This window comes from Pseudoxanthomonas sp. LH2527, assembly GCF_022539275.1.
Classification (GTDB): domain Bacteria; phylum Pseudomonadota; class Gammaproteobacteria; order Xanthomonadales; family Xanthomonadaceae; genus Pseudoxanthomonas_A.
Window position 1 is genome coordinate 16213 of sequence record NZ_JAKZBW010000006.1, and the last position, 17169, is coordinate 33381.

General features: G+C 69.1%; 18 protein-coding genes, 1 pseudogene and 1 riboswitch. Of the genes and pseudogenes, 14 read left to right on the forward strand and 5 right to left on the reverse strand.

Annotation, left to right across the window (positions count from 1 at the left end):
• Positions 1–4: 4 nt before the first annotated feature.
• Positions 5–1090: a cache domain-containing protein gene (locus MMG85_RS05055; RefSeq protein WP_241045037.1), complete on the reverse strand. Its 1086-nt coding sequence runs from the start codon at positions 1088–1090 to the stop codon at positions 5–7.
• A 217-nt stretch (positions 1091–1307) separates the two neighbouring features.
• Here MMG85_RS05055 and MMG85_RS05060 point away from each other — a divergent pair, with 217 nt between their 5' ends.
• Positions 1308–2087 carry a DUF3667 domain-containing protein gene (locus MMG85_RS05060; RefSeq protein ID WP_241045038.1) on the forward strand — a complete coding sequence of 260 codons (780 nt, stop codon included), beginning with the start codon at positions 1308–1310 and terminating at the stop codon, positions 2085–2087.
• A gap of 114 nt (positions 2088–2201) precedes the next feature.
• On the opposite strand, the gene ettA is transcribed toward MMG85_RS05060, so the two are convergent.
• Entirely contained in the window at positions 2202–3869 is a 1668-nt protein-coding gene (ettA, locus tag MMG85_RS05065) for an energy-dependent translational throttle protein EttA (protein WP_055940213.1), read from the reverse strand.
• 215 nt (positions 3870–4084) lie between these two features.
• On the opposite strand from ettA, the gene MMG85_RS05070 reads away from it, so the two are divergent.
• The 13 genes from MMG85_RS05070 to thiL all read left to right on the forward strand — a co-directional run bounded on the left by MMG85_RS05070 (position 4085) and on the right by thiL (position 13969).
• Positions 4085–4582, forward strand: a complete 498-nt coding sequence (locus tag MMG85_RS05070; protein ID WP_055940215.1) for an RcnB family protein — start codon at positions 4085–4087, stop codon at positions 4580–4582.
• Positions 4583–4705: 123 nt separating this feature from the next.
• On the forward strand, positions 4706–5959 hold the full coding sequence (gene glyA, locus MMG85_RS05075; protein ID WP_241045039.1) for a serine hydroxymethyltransferase: 1254 nt from the start codon (positions 4706–4708) through the stop codon (positions 5957–5959).
• A gap of 75 nt (positions 5960–6034) precedes the next feature.
• Positions 6035–6451 (forward strand): four helix bundle protein, encoded by a 417-nt coding sequence (locus MMG85_RS05080; protein WP_241045040.1) that lies wholly within the window; start codon positions 6035–6037, stop codon positions 6449–6451.
• 3 nt (positions 6452–6454) lie between these two features.
• A complete protein-coding gene (gene nrdR, locus MMG85_RS05085; protein ID WP_241045041.1) occupies positions 6455–6988 on the forward strand; it encodes a transcriptional regulator NrdR in 534 nt (177 codons plus the stop codon).
• A 3-nt stretch (positions 6989–6991) separates the two neighbouring features.
• Positions 6992–7510, forward strand: a complete 519-nt coding sequence (locus MMG85_RS05090; protein WP_241045042.1) for a GNAT family N-acetyltransferase — start codon at positions 6992–6994, stop codon at positions 7508–7510.
• The gene (ribD, locus tag MMG85_RS05095; protein WP_241045043.1) at positions 7503–8615 is read left to right on the forward strand and encodes a bifunctional diaminohydroxyphosphoribosylaminopyrimidine deaminase/5-amino-6-(5-phosphoribosylamino)uracil reductase RibD; all 1113 of its coding nucleotides are present in this window, start codon (positions 7503–7505) and stop codon (positions 8613–8615) included. The genes MMG85_RS05090 and ribD overlap by 8 nt, the downstream gene beginning before the upstream one ends.
• A gap of 12 nt (positions 8616–8627) precedes the next feature.
• Positions 8628–9392, forward strand: a complete 765-nt coding sequence (locus MMG85_RS05100; protein ID WP_241045044.1) for a class I SAM-dependent methyltransferase — start codon at positions 8628–8630, stop codon at positions 9390–9392.
• 84 nt (positions 9393–9476) lie between these two features.
• Positions 9477–9686: riboswitch (FMN riboswitch) on the forward strand.
• A 139-nt stretch (positions 9687–9825) separates the two neighbouring features.
• The gene (locus tag MMG85_RS05105) at positions 9826–10419 is read left to right on the forward strand and encodes a riboflavin synthase (RefSeq protein WP_241045045.1); all 594 of its coding nucleotides are present in this window, start codon (positions 9826–9828) and stop codon (positions 10417–10419) included.
• Between the two features lie 199 nt (positions 10420–10618).
• Entirely contained in the window at positions 10619–11713 is a 1095-nt protein-coding gene (gene ribB, locus MMG85_RS05110; RefSeq protein WP_241045046.1) for a 3,4-dihydroxy-2-butanone-4-phosphate synthase, read from the forward strand.
• 63 nt (positions 11714–11776) lie between these two features.
• On the forward strand, positions 11777–12244 hold the full coding sequence (gene ribH, locus MMG85_RS05115) for a 6,7-dimethyl-8-ribityllumazine synthase (RefSeq protein WP_055940229.1): 468 nt from the start codon (positions 11777–11779) through the stop codon (positions 12242–12244).
• A 43-nt stretch (positions 12245–12287) separates the two neighbouring features.
• Positions 12288–12755 (forward strand): transcription antitermination factor NusB, encoded by a 468-nt coding sequence (gene nusB, locus MMG85_RS05120; protein ID WP_241045047.1) that lies wholly within the window; start codon positions 12288–12290, stop codon positions 12753–12755.
• A gap of 1 nt (position 12756) precedes the next feature.
• Entirely contained in the window at positions 12757–13008 is a 252-nt protein-coding gene (locus MMG85_RS05125) for a helix-hairpin-helix domain-containing protein (RefSeq protein ID WP_241045048.1), read from the forward strand.
• A 7-nt stretch (positions 13009–13015) separates the two neighbouring features.
• Positions 13016–13969, forward strand: a complete 954-nt coding sequence (gene thiL, locus MMG85_RS05130) for a thiamine-phosphate kinase (protein ID WP_241045049.1) — start codon at positions 13016–13018, stop codon at positions 13967–13969.
• A 139-nt stretch (positions 13970–14108) separates the two neighbouring features.
• Here the strand turns inward: thiL and MMG85_RS05135 are convergent, their stop codons facing one another.
• From MMG85_RS05135 to MMG85_RS05145, 3 genes and pseudogenes are all read right to left on the reverse strand, one after another.
• Complete coding sequence (locus MMG85_RS05135; RefSeq protein WP_241045050.1) at positions 14109–15497, reverse strand: FAD-linked oxidase C-terminal domain-containing protein; 1389 nt, start codon at positions 15495–15497, stop codon at positions 14109–14111.
• A gap of 23 nt (positions 15498–15520) precedes the next feature.
• Complete coding sequence (locus MMG85_RS05140; RefSeq protein ID WP_241045051.1) at positions 15521–15910, reverse strand: YraN family protein; 390 nt, start codon at positions 15908–15910, stop codon at positions 15521–15523.
• Positions 15900–17156: pseudogene (locus MMG85_RS05145) on the reverse strand (penicillin-binding protein activator); the annotation flags it as partial. The gene MMG85_RS05140 and the pseudogene MMG85_RS05145, both read right to left, overlap by 11 nt.
• Between the last annotated feature and the right edge of the window lie 13 nt (positions 17157–17169).

Consider the following 17169-nt stretch of genomic DNA (forward strand, 5'->3'; position numbering starts at 1 on the left):
GGCGTCAGTCGACGCCCTGGGTGATCACGCAGTGCCAGCCCGTGCGATAGGTCTCGTAGCCGGGAGAAGCGGCGTGCGCCACGCATTGGGTGCGTCCGTCGATGACCAGATCGGCCGCCGCGCGCGGCTGGGCGAACAAGTCCGCCCGGCCGGGGAAGTCCAGTCGCGTCGATGCGGCGTCTGCACCCAGCGTGTCGGCCAGCACGTGGCCCTGCCCATCGACGATGCAGACCCGGCTGCGGCGCCATTCCGCTTCCGACAGGGGCGTGCGCGCCACGATGGTCTGCGCCAGCGCGTCCCAGCGGAACACGATGCCCAGCACGCCCAGCGGGCGTCCGGTCACGCGGCCGCCGTCGCGCACCGTGCAGGCGTACACCAGCACGCGCTCGCCGCCGGCCAGCGGGCTGGCGTGCATCGACTGGAAGCCGAACTCCTCTCCGCTGGCCGTGGCCATGGCGGACTGGAACCACGGCTGCTGCGCCACCGACTGACCCACCGACCGGTACTGGCGCGGCCGCCCGTTGGCGATGACGGTGCCCTGCAGGTCGACGAGCACCAGGTCGAAGTAGACCGTGTACGAATCCAGTATCTGGCCGAGCCGCTGGCTGGCATGGGCCACGGCCGCCGGTTGCGGGTCCTGTGCGGCCGCCACCATCGCGGTATCGGTGGCCCACCAGCGCACGTCGCAGCTGCGCTCGTACAGGTTGCGGTCGATCAGGTCGATGTTCGCCAGCGCCAGGTCGGTCAGGCGCGTGCGGCGCACGTCGGTCTGCAACTGCTCCAGCCGTTCGCGCAGATCGGTGCTGGTGCGGCCGGCCATGCGGTCGATCTCCTGCGCGGTGTCGCTGACCCGGCGCGAGAGCGTATCCATCTCCTCGGCGATCACCCCGAAGCTGCGGCCGGCGGTGCCGATGCGGACCGCTTCGATGCGCGCGTTCATCGAAATGATGCGGGTGATGCGGTTGATCTCGTCGATCTTCTGCAGCGACTGCCGCAACTGCTTCAGCAGCGAGTCCGACAGCCCGGACACGGACTGGATGTGGTCATCGATACCGGCGTCGGACACGGAGGCGACAGCGCATGCGTTCATGGAACTCCTTGGGGCGAGGGGGGCGGGACCGTGACGTGCCGGTGGGTGGCCGCGTGAAGTCGGTCCCGCTATCCAGGCGCTATCGGCGCGCTGACGGGGCGCTTTAATCGGCACCGTCGCGGTGCGGCCACTCCCCGTGATGGGGCGAAGGTGGCCGCGCGTTGGACGCAAACCCCGGGCATGTCTAGAATCCGCGCACCATCGACGGGGGAGCGGCATGGGCGACGCGAGCACCTGCATCAACTGCGGCCGCGCCGTTGTCGATCCCGACCAGACGTTCTGTCCCGCCTGCGGCCAGCCCACGCCGCCGCATCGCATCGACTGGCATTTCCTCGGCCATGAGCTGGAGCACAGCGTGCTCCACATGGATCGGGGCATCCTGTACTCGCTGAAGGAACTGATGCTGCGTCCGGGGCATCTGATGCGCAGTTACCTGGAAGGGCGGCGCGCGAAACAGGTCAAGCCATTGCTGTTGATCATGATCACGGCGGCGGTCGTGGTGCTGCTGAGCAAGTACCTGGCCGGAGGCGATGTGCTGGGCGGCATGATGGTGGGCGGATCGGTCGATACGGCCGCGCCGGCGACGGCGCTGGAGGCGACCTCGCGTTCGATCGGGTACTGGATGAACGCTTATTTCGCGGCGTTCACGCTGCTGCTGTTGCCGTTCGAGGCCGCCGCCTTCCGGCTGTCCTTCCATCGTGTGGGCGGGCTGAACTATCCGGAGTGGCTGGTGATCACCGCATTCCTGACCGTCCAGACCTTCGTGTTCTGGTCGATCGCAATGTTGCTGCAGCGCTGGGTTCCCCAGGCGCCGGCGTGGTCGGTGCTGGTGTCGACGCTCTATGGCGTCTTTTCGCTGGTGCAACTCTTCCGGCCGTATGCGCGCTGGAAGTCGTTGCTGCGTGGGCTTCTGGGCTATGGCCTCTTCTTCGCGTCGACGCAGGTGATCGTGGCGATGCTGGTGGCCGTGGTGATGGCGACGTCGGCCGCGCGGTAGCGCGTTGTCTGCGGCTGCGGGTGGGATGCAACAGCCGCAGGCCCTGGCCTGTGGGCCTTGCAAGAAAAAGCCCGCCGATCGGCGGGCTTTTTCGCGTAACTCAACCTGCAGGCGTCACTTCAGCGCCTTGAACCGCAAGCGGTGCGGACGCGCGCCTTCTTCGCCCAGGCGGCGCTTCTTGTCTTCCTCGTACTCGCGGTAGTTGCCCTGGAAGAACTCCACGTGCGAGTCGCCCTCGAAGGCGAGGATGTGCGTGGCGATGCGGTCCAGGAACCAGCGGTCGTGCGAAATGACGAAGGTGTTGCCGGGGAACTCCAGCAGCGCGTCTTCCAGCGCGCGCAGGGTTTCGATGTCCAGGTCGTTGGACGGTTCGTCGAGCAGCAGCACGTTGCCGCCCTGCAGCAGCGTCTTGGCCATATGCAGGCGGCCGCGTTCGCCGCCGGACAGGGAGCCCACCAGCTTCTGCTGGTCCTGGCCCTTGAAGTTGAAGCGGCCGATGTAGGCGCGCGACTGGATCTCGACGCCATTGATGTTGAGGATGTCCAGGCCGCCGGAAATCTCCTGGAAGACGTTGTGGTTGCCTTCCAGCTTCTCGCGGCTCTGGTCCACGTACGCCAACTGCACGGTCGGACCGGTGGTGATGGTGCCGGAATCCGGCTTTTCCTGGCCGGTGATCATCTTGAACAGCGTCGACTTGCCCGCGCCGTTGGGGCCGATGATGCCGACGATGGCGCCGCCCGGGACCAGGAAGCTGAGGTTGTCGATCAGCAGGCGGTCGCCGAACTTCTTCGAGACGTTCTTGAACTCGATGACGTTGTTGCCCAGGCGCTCACCCGGCGGAATGAAGATCTCGTTGGTCTCGTTGCGGCGCTGGTAGTCGACCGACTGCAGCTCTTCCAGGCGCGCCAGGCGGGCCTTGCCCTTGGAGCGGCCGCCCTTGGCGTTCTGGCGCGACCATTCCAGTTCCTTCTGGATCGCCTTCTGGCGGGCCTTTTCCTGATTGTCTTCCTGCTTCAGGCGCTCGTCCTTCTGCACCAGCCAGTCGGTGTAGTTGCCCTTCCACGGAATGCCGCGGCCGCGGTCGAGTTCGAGGATCCACTCGGCGGCGTTGTCCAGGAAGTAGCGGTCATGGGTGACCGCCACCACGGTGCCGGTGTAGCGGGCGAGGAACTGTTCCAGCCACTCGACGGATTCGGCGTCCAGGTGGTTGGTCGGTTCGTCGAGCAGCAGCATGTCCGGCTTCTGCAGCAGCAGGCGGCACAGCGCCACGCGGCGCTTCTCGCCGCCGGACAGCTTGCCGACGATGGCGTCCCACGGCGGCAGGCGCAGTGCATCGGCGGCCACGTCCAGCTGGTTTTCCAGCGTGTGGGCATCGCCGGCGGCGAGGATGGCCTCAAGGCGCTCCTGTTCCTTGGCCAGTGCGTCGAAGTCGGCGCCTTCCTCGGCATAGGCGGCATACACCGCTTCCAGCGCGGCCTGCGCCTGCAGCACGTCGCCCACGCCTTCCTCGACGGCTTGGCGGACGGTGTGTTCGGGATTCAGTTCCGGCTCCTGCGCCAGGTAACCGACCTTGATGCCGGGCTGCGGGCGGGCTTCGCCCTCGAAATCCTTGTCCACGCCGGCCATGATCTTCAGCACCGTGGACTTGCCGGCGCCGTTCAGGCCCAGCAGGCCGATCTTCGCGCCCGGATAGAAGGACAGCGAGATGTCCTTGATGATCTGCCGCTTGGGCGGGACCACCTTGCTGACCCGGTTCATGGTGTAGATGTATTGCGAGGACATGCAGGCTCCGATACGCAGGCCCCGGCGCCCTGCCGGGCAGCGGCGGGCGGGGAGGCAAAGGGGAAGGCGGCGATTATAGCGGCTCGTACCCGGCCAACCGGCGGCTGAATACATTTCGTCAACGCGTCGTTGACATGGCCGTAACCGTTTTCCAGCCGGAATCGGTTCAGATGTGATCGGCATGATGGACTCACGTGCCACCCAGAGGGGTTTCCATGAACACCAAGCGCCTTTTCCAGACCATGGCCTGTGCCGTCCTGGCCTTCGCCGTCACCGCTCCCGTGCTGGCACGCGATGACCGCGGCCACGACCGCGGCCGTTCGCACCACTACGACCGCCGTGATGACCGGCGGGATGATCGCCGCGACTGGCGTGAAGACCGTCGCGATGATCGTCGCGACTATCGCGATCAGCGCCAGGCTTACCGCCATGGCTACCATCAGGGTCGCCGCGACGACCGCCGTTACGACGATCGCCGCTATTACGCGCCGCCGCGCGTGGTCTATCGCCCTGCTCCCGGCTACCACCGCTGGGCCAAGGGCCAGCGCTACCGCGATTACTACCGCGGCCCGGTCTACGTGGTGAACGACTACAACCGTTACCACGTGCGCCATCCGCCCCGCGGTTACCACTGGGTGCGGGACGACCGCGGCAACCTGCTGATGGTCGCGATCGCCACCGGCATCATCGCCGACCTGCTGCTGCACCACTGAGCCGGCCGGCCCGATGTCCCCGAAAAGCGCGCTCCGGCGCGCTTTTCCTTTTCCGGGGCAGGGTGGCCGGGGGCCGGGCGAGCTACAATCGGCCATCCCGCCCGCACTAGCCCCGGAGACCCGATGTTCCCGCGCGACGCCCGCATCGAAACCTACGATCCCGAACTGGCCCAGGCCATCGCCCACGAGGCGCGCCGGCAGGAGGATCACGTCGAGCTGATCGCCAGCGAGAACTACGCCAGCCCGCGCGTGCTGGAAGCCCAGGGCAGCGTGCTGACCAACAAGTACGCCGAGGGTTACCCGCACAAGCGCTACTACGGCGGCTGCGAGTACGTGGATATCGCCGAGCAGCTGGCGATCGACCGCGTGAAGCAGCTGTTCGGTGCCGACTACGCCAACGTGCAGCCGCACTCCGGCTCGCAGGCCAACCAGGCCGTGTACTTCGCCCTGCTGAATCCCGGCGACACCCTCCTGGGCATGAGCCTGGCGCACGGCGGCCACCTGACCCACGGCGCCAAGGTCAACGCCTCGGGCAAGCTGTTCAACGCCGTGCAGTACGGTGTCAACGACCAGGGCTTGATCGACTACGACGAAGTCGAGCGCCTGGCCGTGGAGCACAAGCCGAAGATGGTCGTGGCCGGCTTCTCTGCCTACTCGCAGGTCGTCGACTGGGCGCGTTTCCGCGCCATCGCCGACAAGGTCGGCGCCTACCTGTTCGTCGACATGGCGCACGTGGCCGGCCTGGTCGCGGCCGGTGTGTACCCGAACCCGCTGCCGCACGCCCACGTGGTCACCTCGACCACCCACAAGACGCTGCGCGGCCCGCGTGGCGGCATCATCCTGGCCAAGGGCGCCGGCGAGGAGATCGAGAAGAAGCTGCAGAGCATCGTCTTCCCGGGTATCCAGGGCGGTCCGCTGATGCACGTCATCGCCGCCAAGGCGGTGGCCTTCAAGGAAGCGCTGGAGCCGGAGTTCAAGACCTACCAGGCGCAGGTGGTGAAGAACGCGCAGGCGATGGCGAAGACGATCATCGCGCGCGGTTACAAGATCGTCTCCGGCGGCACCGAGAACCACCTGATGCTGGTCGACATGATCGGCAAGGACGTCAGTGGCAAGGACGCGGAAGAAGCGCTGGGCAAGGCGCACATCACCGTCAACAAGAACTCCGTGCCGAACGATCCGCGCAAGCCCTTCGTGACCTCCGGCCTGCGCATCGGCACCCCCGCCGTGACCACGCGCGGCTACGGCGAGCAGGACTGCATCGACCTGGCCAACTGGATGTGCGACGTGCTGGATGCGCCGACCGACGAGTCCGTGCTGGCGAAGGTGCGCGACAACGTCACCGCGCAGTGCCGGAAGTATCCGGTTTACGGCTGATTGATGCGGGAACCGTAAACGGGGAACAGGGAATGACGGTTCAGGATGAGCCGATAGCACACAGGGAGGTGGAATATGGCGACGGATTTTCGCGACTTGCGTGTCTGGGAGGAGGCGATGGTGTTGGCTGAGGAGGTCTACCAGCTCGTGCAGGGTTTCCCGGCGGATGAGCGATACGGCTTAGTCAGCCAGCTCAAGCGGGCCGTAGTCTCAGTGCCCTCCTGCATTGCAGAAGGAAACGCGCGTGGCTCAGTAAAGGATTACCTGCGGTTTCTGGCGATGGCTGCCGGATCGCTCGCTGAAGTCCAGACGCAGGTGCTGCTAGCCCTGCGCCTGGGCTTCGTCGAGCCAAGACAAGCCGATGTGTGCCTGGCGCGGCATCGTTCTGTTTCGATGCTGCTATACGCTATGAGGCGCTCCCTGCAACGCGGCAGCGCGTCTGTGACGCAGCGGCCTCATTCCCCATTCCCTGATCCCCGTTCCCGGTCCTGACCCATGCACTGCCCCTTCTGCCAGCACACCGATACCCGCGTGATCGATTCGCGCGTGTCCGAGGACGGCGCGACGATCCGTCGTCGCCGCGAGTGCGAGGCATGCGGGGAACGGTTCTCGACGCTGGAGAACATCGAGATCAAGCTGCCGGCGGTCATCAAGGGTGATGGCCGGCGGGATACCTTTGATGCGCGCAAGCTGCGCGCCGGTTTCGACCGCGCGCTGCAGAAGCGGCCGGTGTCGGAAGAACAGATCGAGGCCGCCGTGCGTGCGGTCATCCATGCCATCCGCATGAGCGGCGAGCGCGAGATCGCCTCGCGCAAGATCGGCGAGTTCGTCATGAACGAGCTGCGCAAGCTCGACCATGTGGGCTACGTGCGCTTCGCCTCGGTCTACCGCAGTTTCGAGGACGTGGCCGATTTCCGCGACGAGATCGAGAAGCTGGAGCGCGACCTGCCTGCCGCCGGCCAGCTGTCCCTGCTGGGCGGCGACGTGGTCCCGTTCGACAAGCACGCGGACAAGAACAAGAAGCGCTGAGCCGTGCGGATCGAGGCGATCGGCCGGCACCCGGCGTGCATCGAATCGCTCGCGCGCTGGCATCACCAGGAGTGGGGCGCGCTCTACGACGACTGGACGCTGGACGTGGCGACCGCCGAACTCCACGACCACGCCACGCGCACGTCGCTGCCGACCACCCTGCTGCTGATGGACGGCGACGACCTGCTGGGGTCGGTCAGCCTGCTGATCGAGGATGCGCCGGCGTTGCAGGATCGCGGCAGTCCGTGGCTGGGCAGCCTGTTCGTGCGGCCGGAGGCGCGCGGGTGCGGCAGCGGACGGCGTCTCGTCGAAGCCGCGGTCGCGCACGCGGCGGGCGAGGGCGTCGCCGTGCTGCGCTTGTTCACCCTGTGGCACGAGGATTTCTACGCATCACTGGGCTGGCAGGCGGACGAACGCACGTCGCTGCACGGCACGCCGGTGGTGATCATGTCGATCCGGCCCCACGAGCGCGTGGCGCATACTGGCGCCCCCTTCGATCCCACGCGGACGACGCATGACTGACACCCCCTTCTCCGCTTTCGACCACCAGTGCATGGCGCGCGCGTTGCGGCTGGCCGAGCGCGGTGCGTACACCACGCGACCGAACCCGATGGTCGGCTGCGTGATTGTGCAGGGGGATGGGATCGTCGGTGAAGGTTGGCACCAGAAGGCCGGTGGGCCGCACGCGGAGGTGTTCGCGCTGCAGGCGGCGGGCGAACGCGCGAAGGGCGCGACCGCCTACGTCACGCTGGAGCCCTGCGCGCATACCGGCAGGACCGGACCGTGCGCGGAAGCCCTGGTCGCTGCCGGCGTGACGCGCGTGGTCGCGGCGATGCGCGACCCGTTCCCGCAGGTCGACGGGGCCGGCTTCGACCGGCTGCGTGCGGCCGGCATCGCGGTGCAGGCGGGGCTGATGGAGGCGCAGGCGCGGCGCTTGAACCGCGGCTTCCTGTCGCGCATCGAGCGCGGCCGGCCGTGGATGCGGGTGAAGCTGGCGACCAGCCTGGACGGCCGCACCGCGATGGCCAATGGCGACTCCAAATGGATCAGCGGCGAGGCCTCGCGTCGCGACGTGATGCGTTGGCGTGCGCGGGCCGGCGCCATCCTCACCGGGGCGGGCACGGTACTGGCCGACGATCCGTCGCTGACGGTGCGCTTCGGCGACGACACGGCTTTCGAGCCGCCGCTGCGGGTGGTGCTCGATCCCGGCCTGGCCACCGTGGCGCGCGGCAACGTGCGCCAGGGCGACGCGCGCCAGGGCGACGCGCCCACGCTCTACGTGCATACCGCCGAGGCGAAGCCGCCGCGCGATGTCGAGGTGCAGCGGGTGGTGGCGCCGGCCACCGGCAGCAACTTCGACCTGAAGGCGGTGCTGGAACTGCTGGCTGTGCGGGGCATCAACGAAGTGCATGCCGAAGCCGGCGCCACGCTGGCCGGTGCCTTCCTGGCGGCGGGACTGGCCGACGAGGTGCTGCTGTACATGGCGCCGATGCTGCTGGGCGACCAGGCGCGGCCGCTGTTCGGCGGCCTGGGCATCCAGGCGATGGCCGACCGGCTGCAGTTGGAGATTGTCGACAGCCGCACGATTGGCGAAGATCACCGCCTCCTGTTGCAACCCGCCCGCTGACCGCCCGCCAGAATGGCATTCAAGGATCATTTTTCCGGCGTCGCCGACGTCTACCTCGCTTCGCGCCCCACCTACCCGGAGGCGCTGTACGACGTGATCGCCTCGGCCGTGCCGGCCACCGCGCAGGTGTGGGAGCCGGGCGCCGGCAGTGGCCAGGCCACGCGCGGGCTGGCCGCGCGCTTCGCCCACGTGCATGCCACCGATCCCAGCGCCGCGCAGATCGCGCGCCACTGGGCCAAGGATGCGCCGGATGGCAACGTCAGTCTGGCCATCGAGGCGGCGGAAACCACGGCGCTGGCCGATGGCAGCGTGGACCTGGTGGCGGTGGCGCAGGCATTGCACTGGTTCGACCGCTACCGCTTCTTCGCCACCTGCGAGCGCGTGCTGCGGCCGGGCGGCGTGCTGGCGGCATGGACGTACCAGGACATCATTTTCGAGGACGACCTGGCCGAGGTGGCCGAGAAGGTCCGTGACGACATCGACCCGTACTGGCCGCCCGAGCGCGCCGACGTGGACATGGGCTATGGCGACTACGTGTGGCCGTTCGAGTTCTTGCCCACGCCGCGCCTGTGGCTGACCGCCGAATGGAACCTGCCCACGCTGCTGGGCTATTTCGGCAGCCTGTCGGCGACCGGCAGCTACCGCGCCGCCACCGGCGAAGATCCCGTCTATGCCCACACGCCGGCTTTGGCCGAGGTCTGGGGCGATCCGCAGCGGGTGCGCACCATGCGCTGGCCGTTGATCCTGCACCTGCGCCGGAAGCCCGCCGAGGCGTGAATCCACGGCGGAACGCTGCGTTCAAGGGCCGGTCCGCAGGACGGCGTGTAGAATGCGCAGGCCGGTCCGCCGGCACACCACCAACGACGTCTTCAGGGCGGGGTGCAATTCCCCACCGGCGGTAGGTGGCGCGTCCCCAGGGACGCCCACGAGCCCGCGAGCGCCTGGGTGACATGCGAGTCCCTCGCAAGAGCCCGCACATCCTTGTGCGGACTTTCCAATGTCACCGAAGGGTCAGCAGATCCGGTCCGATGCCGGAGCCGACGGTCATAGTCCGGATGAAAGAAGACGGCATCGCCGAACCGCGCGCCCGCGCGGCGTCGTGCGCTTGCCTTCGCGCCCCGGAGGCGTCTCCGCTCAGTTCCAGCGAGAGACGTTCCATGCCTTCCATGCTCCCCCGTGCTTTCCCCGTCCTCCTTGCGGAGGTGTGCTGATGTTCACCGGCATCATTGAAGGCGTCGGTCGCATCGCCGCGCTGGAGCCTGTCAGCGGCGACGTCCGCCTGACCGTGTCGGTCGGCTCGCTGCCGTTCGACGCCGTGCAGCTCGGCGAGAGCATCGCGGTGAACGGCGTGTGCCTGACCGTGATCGCGTTCGACGCATCCACCTTCCAGGCCGATGCGTCCACCGAGACGCTGTCGCTGACCACGCTGGGTGGGCTGAAGGAAGGCGCCATGGTGAACCTGGAGCGCGCCATGCGCCCGACCGACCGCCTGGGCGGTCATCTGGTCAGCGGCCATGTCGACGGCGTCGGCCGCGTGCTGTCCGTGCACCACGACGCGCGCGCGCAGCGCTGGCGCTTCGCCGCCCCGGCGCCGCTGCTGAAGTACATCGCGAAGAAGGGCTCGATCTGCGTCGACGGCGTCAGCCTGACCGTCAACGAGGTAGACGGCGAGGGTTTCGAGGTCGCGCTGATCCCGCATACGGTGTCGCATACCGCGTTTTCGCAGACCGCCGTCGGCGATGCGGTGAACCTGGAGATCGACCTGGTGGCGCGCTATGTCGAGCGCCTGCTCGGCGCGCGCTGAGCGGCGTCCGATGCGTCGATGGACACCGTCGCCCCCACCGTCATCCGTCACCGTCATCCGTCACCGTCATCCCAGCGAACGCTGGGATCCAATTTGACGTTGTTGTTCCGCTGGCAAGACAGACCAAGCATCAAGATCAAGATGGATCCCGGCGTTCGCCGGGATGACGACTTCTCTTCCGTTATCCGAGCACTGAAAGATGGCTTTTTCCCCGATCCCCGAACTCCTTGAAGAGATCCGCAACGGCCGCATGGTCGTCATCGTCGACGACGAGGACCGCGAGAACGAGGGCGACCTGATCATGGCCGCCGAGCTGGTCAAGCCGTCGGACATCAACTTCATGGTCACGCATGCACGTGGGCTGGTGTGCCTGTCGCTGACCCGCGAGCGCTGCGCGCAGCTGGGCCTGGCGCCGATGGTGCAGACCAATACCGCGCAGTTCCACACCAACTTCACCGTCAGCATCGAAGCGGCCGAAGGCGTCACCACCGGCATCTCCGCCTACGACCGCGCGCATACCGTGCGCACCGCCGTGCGTCCGGACGCAAAGCCGAGCGACCTGAGCCAGCCCGGCCACATCTTCCCGCTGATCGCCCAGCCCGGCGGCGTGCTGACCCGCGCCGGCCACACCGAAGCCGCCAGCGACCTGCCGCTGCTGGCCGGGCTGGAGCCGGCCGGTGTGCTGGTGGAAGTGCTGAATCCCGACGGCAGCATGGCCCGGCGACCGCAGCTGGAAGTGTTCGCGCGCGAGCACGGCCTGAAGATGGGGTCGATCGCCGACCTGATCGCCTACCGTCTGGCCACCGAACACACGGTGGAGCGCATCGACGAGCGCGCCATCGAGACCGAGTTCGGCCCGTTCCGGCTGGTCACCTACCGCGACCGCATCGCCCACGACCTGCACTTCGCCCTGGTCCGCGGCACGCCGGACAAGGCCACGCCCACGCTGGTGCGCGTACAGGTGGAAAACCCGCTGAGCGACCTGCTGCACTGGCGGCGCGACGACTTCGGCGTGCACGCCACCGACGCGCTGCGTGCGATCGCCGCCGAAGGGCAGGGCGTGATGGTGGTGCTGTCCGAACCGCGCAACGCCGACGCCTTGCTGGCGCGGTTGCGCAAGCAGCCCGAGGTGGCGGCCAACGCCAAGGACGTGGGCCAGTGGCGTCGCAACGGCGCCGGCGCACAGATCCTGGCCGACCTCGGCCTGGGTCGGTTGCGGGTGCTGGGCACGCCGCGCCGGCAGGTCGGCCTGGCCGGCTTCGGCCTGGACGTGGTCGAGTACGTCCAGCCCTGACCTGCCGGACCGGACCCGCCGCCGCCCCGGCTGGTAGACTCTCCACCCCCCAAGGAACCCGCCATGTCCCACTACGAAGGCGATCTGAGCGCGCCCGCAGGCGCCCGCTTCGCGATCATCGCCAGCCGCTGGAACCCGCGCATCACCGATGTGCTGGTCGCCGGCGCGCGCCAGAGTCTGGCCGGCAACGGCGTGGGCGAGGAGGCGATCGACGTGGTGCGCGTGCCCGGCGCCTGGGAAATCCCGCTGGCCGCCGCGCGGCTGGCCGCGGCGGGCGACCATGCCGCCATCATCGCGCTGGGCTGCGTCATCCGCGGCGACACGCGGCACTACGAGCATGTCGCCGACGGCTGCGCCGACGGCCTGATGCGGGTGCAGCTGGACACCGGCGTGCCGGTGCTCAACGGCGTGCTGGCGGTGGAGCGCATCGAGGATGCCGAAGCGCGTGCCGGCGGCAGCCATGGCAACAAGGGCGAGGAAGCCGCGCTGGCCGCCATCGAGATGGCGCACCTGCTCGGCCAGCTGGCCTGATGTTGCGCCAACCCCCCGAATACCCCGCAGTCCAGGAGCCGACGTGAGCCGACATCAACATCCCCACCGCAAGGACGGCGTCGATCCGGTCACGCGTGCGCGTGCGCGCCGCCGTGCGCTGCAGGCCGTGTATGCGTGGCAGATGTCGGGTGGCGAAGTCGGCCAGGTCATCGCGCAGTTCGCGCACGAGCAGGCGCACGAGATCGCCGACCTCGAGTACTTCGAGGATCTGGTGCGCGGCGTCGTCCGCCATCGCGCCACGCTGGACGAGGCCCTGCTGCCGTTCCTCGACCGCACGGTGGAAGAAGTCGATCCCATCGAACGCGCGGTGCTGCGCATCGCCGCCTACGAACTGATCCATCGCATCGACGTGCCGTACCGCGTGGTGCTGAACGAGGCCATCGAGACCGCCAAGCGTTTCGGCTCCGAGCATGGGCATACCTACGTCAACGGCGTGCTCGATCACGCCGCCGTGGAGTGGCGCCCTGCCGAGGCGCAGGCACGGCGCTGACGTGGCGGGCGGCGACGCGCGTTTTGCCACCGACGAGCGCGACGCGCTGCTGGCGCTGAAGGGCGTCGGCCCCACCGTCGTGCAACGGCTGGAGCAGATGGGTATCGCCTCGCTGCGGCAACTGGCCGCCGCCGAGCCTTCCGGGATCGTCGCCAGCGCGGCCGGCCTGACCGGCGCTTCGTGCTGGAAGAACAGCCCGCAGGCGCGTGCGGCGATCCAGGCCGCCATCGACCTGGCGCGTTCGCGCGGCTGATCACGTCATGGCGACCGGCGAATTCGACCTGATCGCCCGCATCCGTGCCCGCGTGGGCACACGCGACGACGTGGTGCTCGGCATCGGCGACGACGCGGCGCTGCTGGCGCCACCGCCGGGCCTGCAACTCGTGGTCACCGCCGACACCTTGAATGCCGGCGTCCATTTTCCCCACGACACCGCACCGGCCGACATCGGCTGGAAATCGCTGGCCGTGAACCTGTCCGATCTCGCCGCGATGGGCGCCGCGCCCGCCTGGTGCACGCTCTCGCTGTCGTTGCCGCAACCGGATGCGGCGTGGATCGACGGCTTCCTCGATGGTTTCCTCGATCTGGCGGGTGAGCACGGCATCGCGCTGGTCGGCGGCGATACCACGCGCGGTCCGCTGTCGATCTCGGTGACGGCGATGGGGCTGGTCGAGCCAGGCCGCGCCCTGCGTCGCGATGGCGCGCGCGTGGGCGACGACGTCTGGGTGACCGGCACGCTCGGCGACGCGGCGGGTGGTCTGGCGCGATTGTCCGGCGAGCAGGTTCCTGCGCTGCGTGCGCGACTGGATCATCCATCGCCACGCGTGGACGCGGGTCGCGCGTTGCGGGGCATCGCCACCGCCTGCGTCGATGTCTCCGACGGCCTGCTGGCCGACCTCGGCCACATCGCATCGCGCAGCGGCGTCGCTGCGCAGGTCGAGGTCGATGCCTTGCCGATGTCGGAGGCCTTGCGCGCGGCGTTCGATGAAGCGACCCGCGCTGCCATGCAGGCCAGCGGTGGCGACGACTACGAACTCTGCTTCACCGCGCCGATGGATGCGCGCGAGCGCGTGGAAGCGCTCTCATCGCAGCTCGGCCTGCGGATCACCCGCATCGGCCGCATCTTGGCAGGCGAGGGGGTACAGGCGGTGCACGCCGATGGCCGGCCCTGGTCGTCTGCGCGGCGTGGTTACGATCACTTTGCGGCGCAGTAAGGCGACTGTAGGAGCGACGTCAGTCGCGACCGGACATCGTCATCGCCATACCCCTACGACAAAGCCTTTGGCGGAACCGCTGTTGGCTGTCGGCGACTTTTCGTGCCAGCACATTGCGCGGTCGCGACTGACGTCGCTCCTACAGGGGTTTCCGCGGCGGCAACACCTTGCCGGGGTTGAGGATGCCATCGGGATCCAGCGCAGCCTTTACTGCGCGCATGGCGTCGAGCGTGGCGGCGCTGAATGCATCGGCCATGAAATCGCGCTTGCTCAGGCCGATGCCGTGTTCGCCCGACAGCGTGCCGCCCAGCGCCAGCACCTGCGCAAAGACCTTAGGCAGCGCGGCATGCGCGCGTGCGGTTTCGGCGGCGTCGCCATCGTCGTACATGATGTTGACGTGCAGGTTGCCGTTGCCGGCATGGCCGAACACGACGATGGGCAGCGCGGCATCGCGCGACAGCGCTTCCATCGCCGCCACCAGGTCCGGAATGCGCGAGACCGGCACCACCACGTCTTCATTGATCTTGCCTGGCCGGATGGTGCGCAGCGCCGGCGACAGCGCGCGCCGCGCCGCCCACAGGCGGTCGCGCGCGGCACCGTCCTGCGCGACATCCAGCGCGAGCATGCCATCGCCTTCTGCGGCGTCGGCGAGCGCCTGCAGTGCATAGGGCAGGGTGTCGTCGTCGCCGTCGGCTTCGACCAGCAGCATGGCGCCCGCCTCGGGGACATCGCTGCCGTTGCGGCGGATCAGCGCAATGGCGCTGCGGTCCATGAACTCCAGCATCGCCGGTGTCGCCGGTCGCGCCATGATCCGCGAGACGGCTGCCGCCGCCGTGGCGGCGTCGCGGTAGAGCACGCGCAGTCCGGCCTGCGCGCGCGGCCTGGGCGCGAGCTTCAGCGTGGCTTCGACGATCAGCGCCAGCGTGCCCTCGCTGCCGACGAGCAGGTGGGTGAGGTCGTAGCCGGTGGCGTCCTTGGTGTAGGCGCCGCCGCAGCGGATCAGCTCGCCCGCACCGGTCACGGCGACGACGCCGAGCACGTTGTCGCGCGCGGTGCCGTACTTCACCGCGCGCGGGCCGCCGGCGTTGGTGGCGAGATTGCCGCCAACGCTGCAGAGCTCGGCGCTGGAAGGGTCGGGTGGCCAGAACAGGCCGTGCGGCGCGAGCGCCTGCTGCAGTTCGCCATTCAGTACGCCCGGCTGTACCACCACGCAGCGGTCGGCGGCGCGGATGTCGAGGATGCGGTCCATGCGCGCGAACGACACCACCACGCCGCCCTGGGTCGGCACGGCCGCGCCGGTCGTGCCGGTGCCCGCGCCGCGCGCGATGATCGGCACGCAATGCGCCCGGCACAGGCGGACCAGTGCGACGACGTCGTCCTGTGTGCGCGGCAACGCGACCGCCGCCGGCATCGCCCATCGCCGCGAATCATCGCCGCCGAACGGGCGGCAGGCTTCACCGGTCAGCCAGCCGTCGCCGAGACGGGTTGACATCGCATCGTGCAGGGCGGGAGGAAGGCATGCATCCATCACGCCATTGTAGGTGCCGTCGATCAGATCTCGTCGGCCCTGAAGGCATCGCGGATCCAGTCGAGACGCGGCGATGCCGGATCGCCCTGCGCATCGACCACGTCGAAGCGGCACGGCGCGTCGGCGAGTGCCGGGTGATCCTGCAGGAAGCGCTGCGCCGCGTGCACCAGCCGTCGGCGCTTGCCGATGTCGATGGACGCCGTGCCACCGCCGAAGGCCTGCGACTGGCGGTAGCGCACTTCGACGAACACCACCGCAGGTACGCCCGGCCGCGTCGCGTCCAGCATCACCAGGTCCAGTTCGCCGCCGCGATAGTTCGCGTTGGCCGCGATGTCGGTCAGTCCCGCGCGACGCAGCAGCTCGCGCGCGGCGACTTCGACGGCGTGCCCGCGTGCGCGGCGGTCAACCGCCATCCGCGATCGGCGTGGGGCGGCCACCGGCGAAGGTCGACCACGAGGGCGTACGCACCACGTTGCCGAAGCCATCCAGCTGCAGGCGTCCGGTGGCGCCGCGGAGGTCGGCGTTGACGCCCGTGGCCAGCTTTTCCAGGTAGGCGGTCAGCAGCCAGGCGTCGTAGCCGAACGCGAACAGGCGGGCCGCCGGGCCGCGCGCGGTCGGCACGCGTTCGCCGGTCATGCTGGCGGCGGGCAGGGCCGGCACGCCACGCGAGGTCCAGGTGTCGGTCGGGAAGGCGATGCCGTCCAGCGCCATGTCTTCTTCCGGCTTGCCGGTGCCCGAGGTCAGCTGCGAGGTACCCACGCGCGTCTTGTCGCCCAGGCCGGCCAGCGCCAGTTGTGGCGTCAGCGCGCGCGCAGTGCCGCCGCGCACCGCCAGGAACACCGCGTCGGCGCCTTCCTGCGCGGCGGTGGCGAGTGCGGCAGACAGGTCGCCCGGTGTGTCCTGCACGCGGATCACCCGCGTGACCTTGCCACCGCGTTCGGCGAAGCGTTCGGCGAACGCCTGCGAGGCGCGACGGCCGTTGTCGTCGCCGCCTTCGATGACCAGCGCCGCGCGGCGCTCGCGCGCGAACAGGTATTCGGCGGCCGCCAGGCCATCGTCTTCCGGCGCCAGCGAAAAGCCCGCGTTGCCTTCCGGCACGCGGACCGTGCCGCGGTTGAGCACCAGCATCGGCGTGCTGAGCTGCGGTTGCTGGAACAGCGCGCTGACTTCGTCGCGGCCGAGCGGACCGACCACGAAATCGGCCCCTTCGGCGGTGGCGCGTGCATACGCCGCGGTGGCGCCGGCGGCGGTGCCGGTGGTGTCGTAGAACTGGATGTCCGGGCGCCGGCGGCGCTCGCCGTAGTAGCCTGCCAGCAGGCCGTCGCGCACCGGCGCGGCGGCGGTGGCCAGGTTGCCGGACAGCGGCAGCAGCACCGCCAGCTTCACCGGCGGGCGGTAGCCATCGGCCTCGGCGGGCGGGCGATTGCCGGCGTCGAACCGCCATTGCGCACCGCGATCGAACGGGCGCGGCAGCGGCAGGCCGCGGCGCTGCAGGGCGCGGCCGGCGAAGGTGTACAGCGGGTCGCCGGTCGGCAGGGCAGCGGCATCGCGGGCCAGTGTGGCGTCGTCGAGCGTGGCCAGCAGGCGGTCGATCTCGTTCCCGTTGTCGGCACGCGCCTGCCCGCTGAGGGCAGCGTCCTGACGCGCCAGGGTCGCGGCAGTGGCGAAGGCG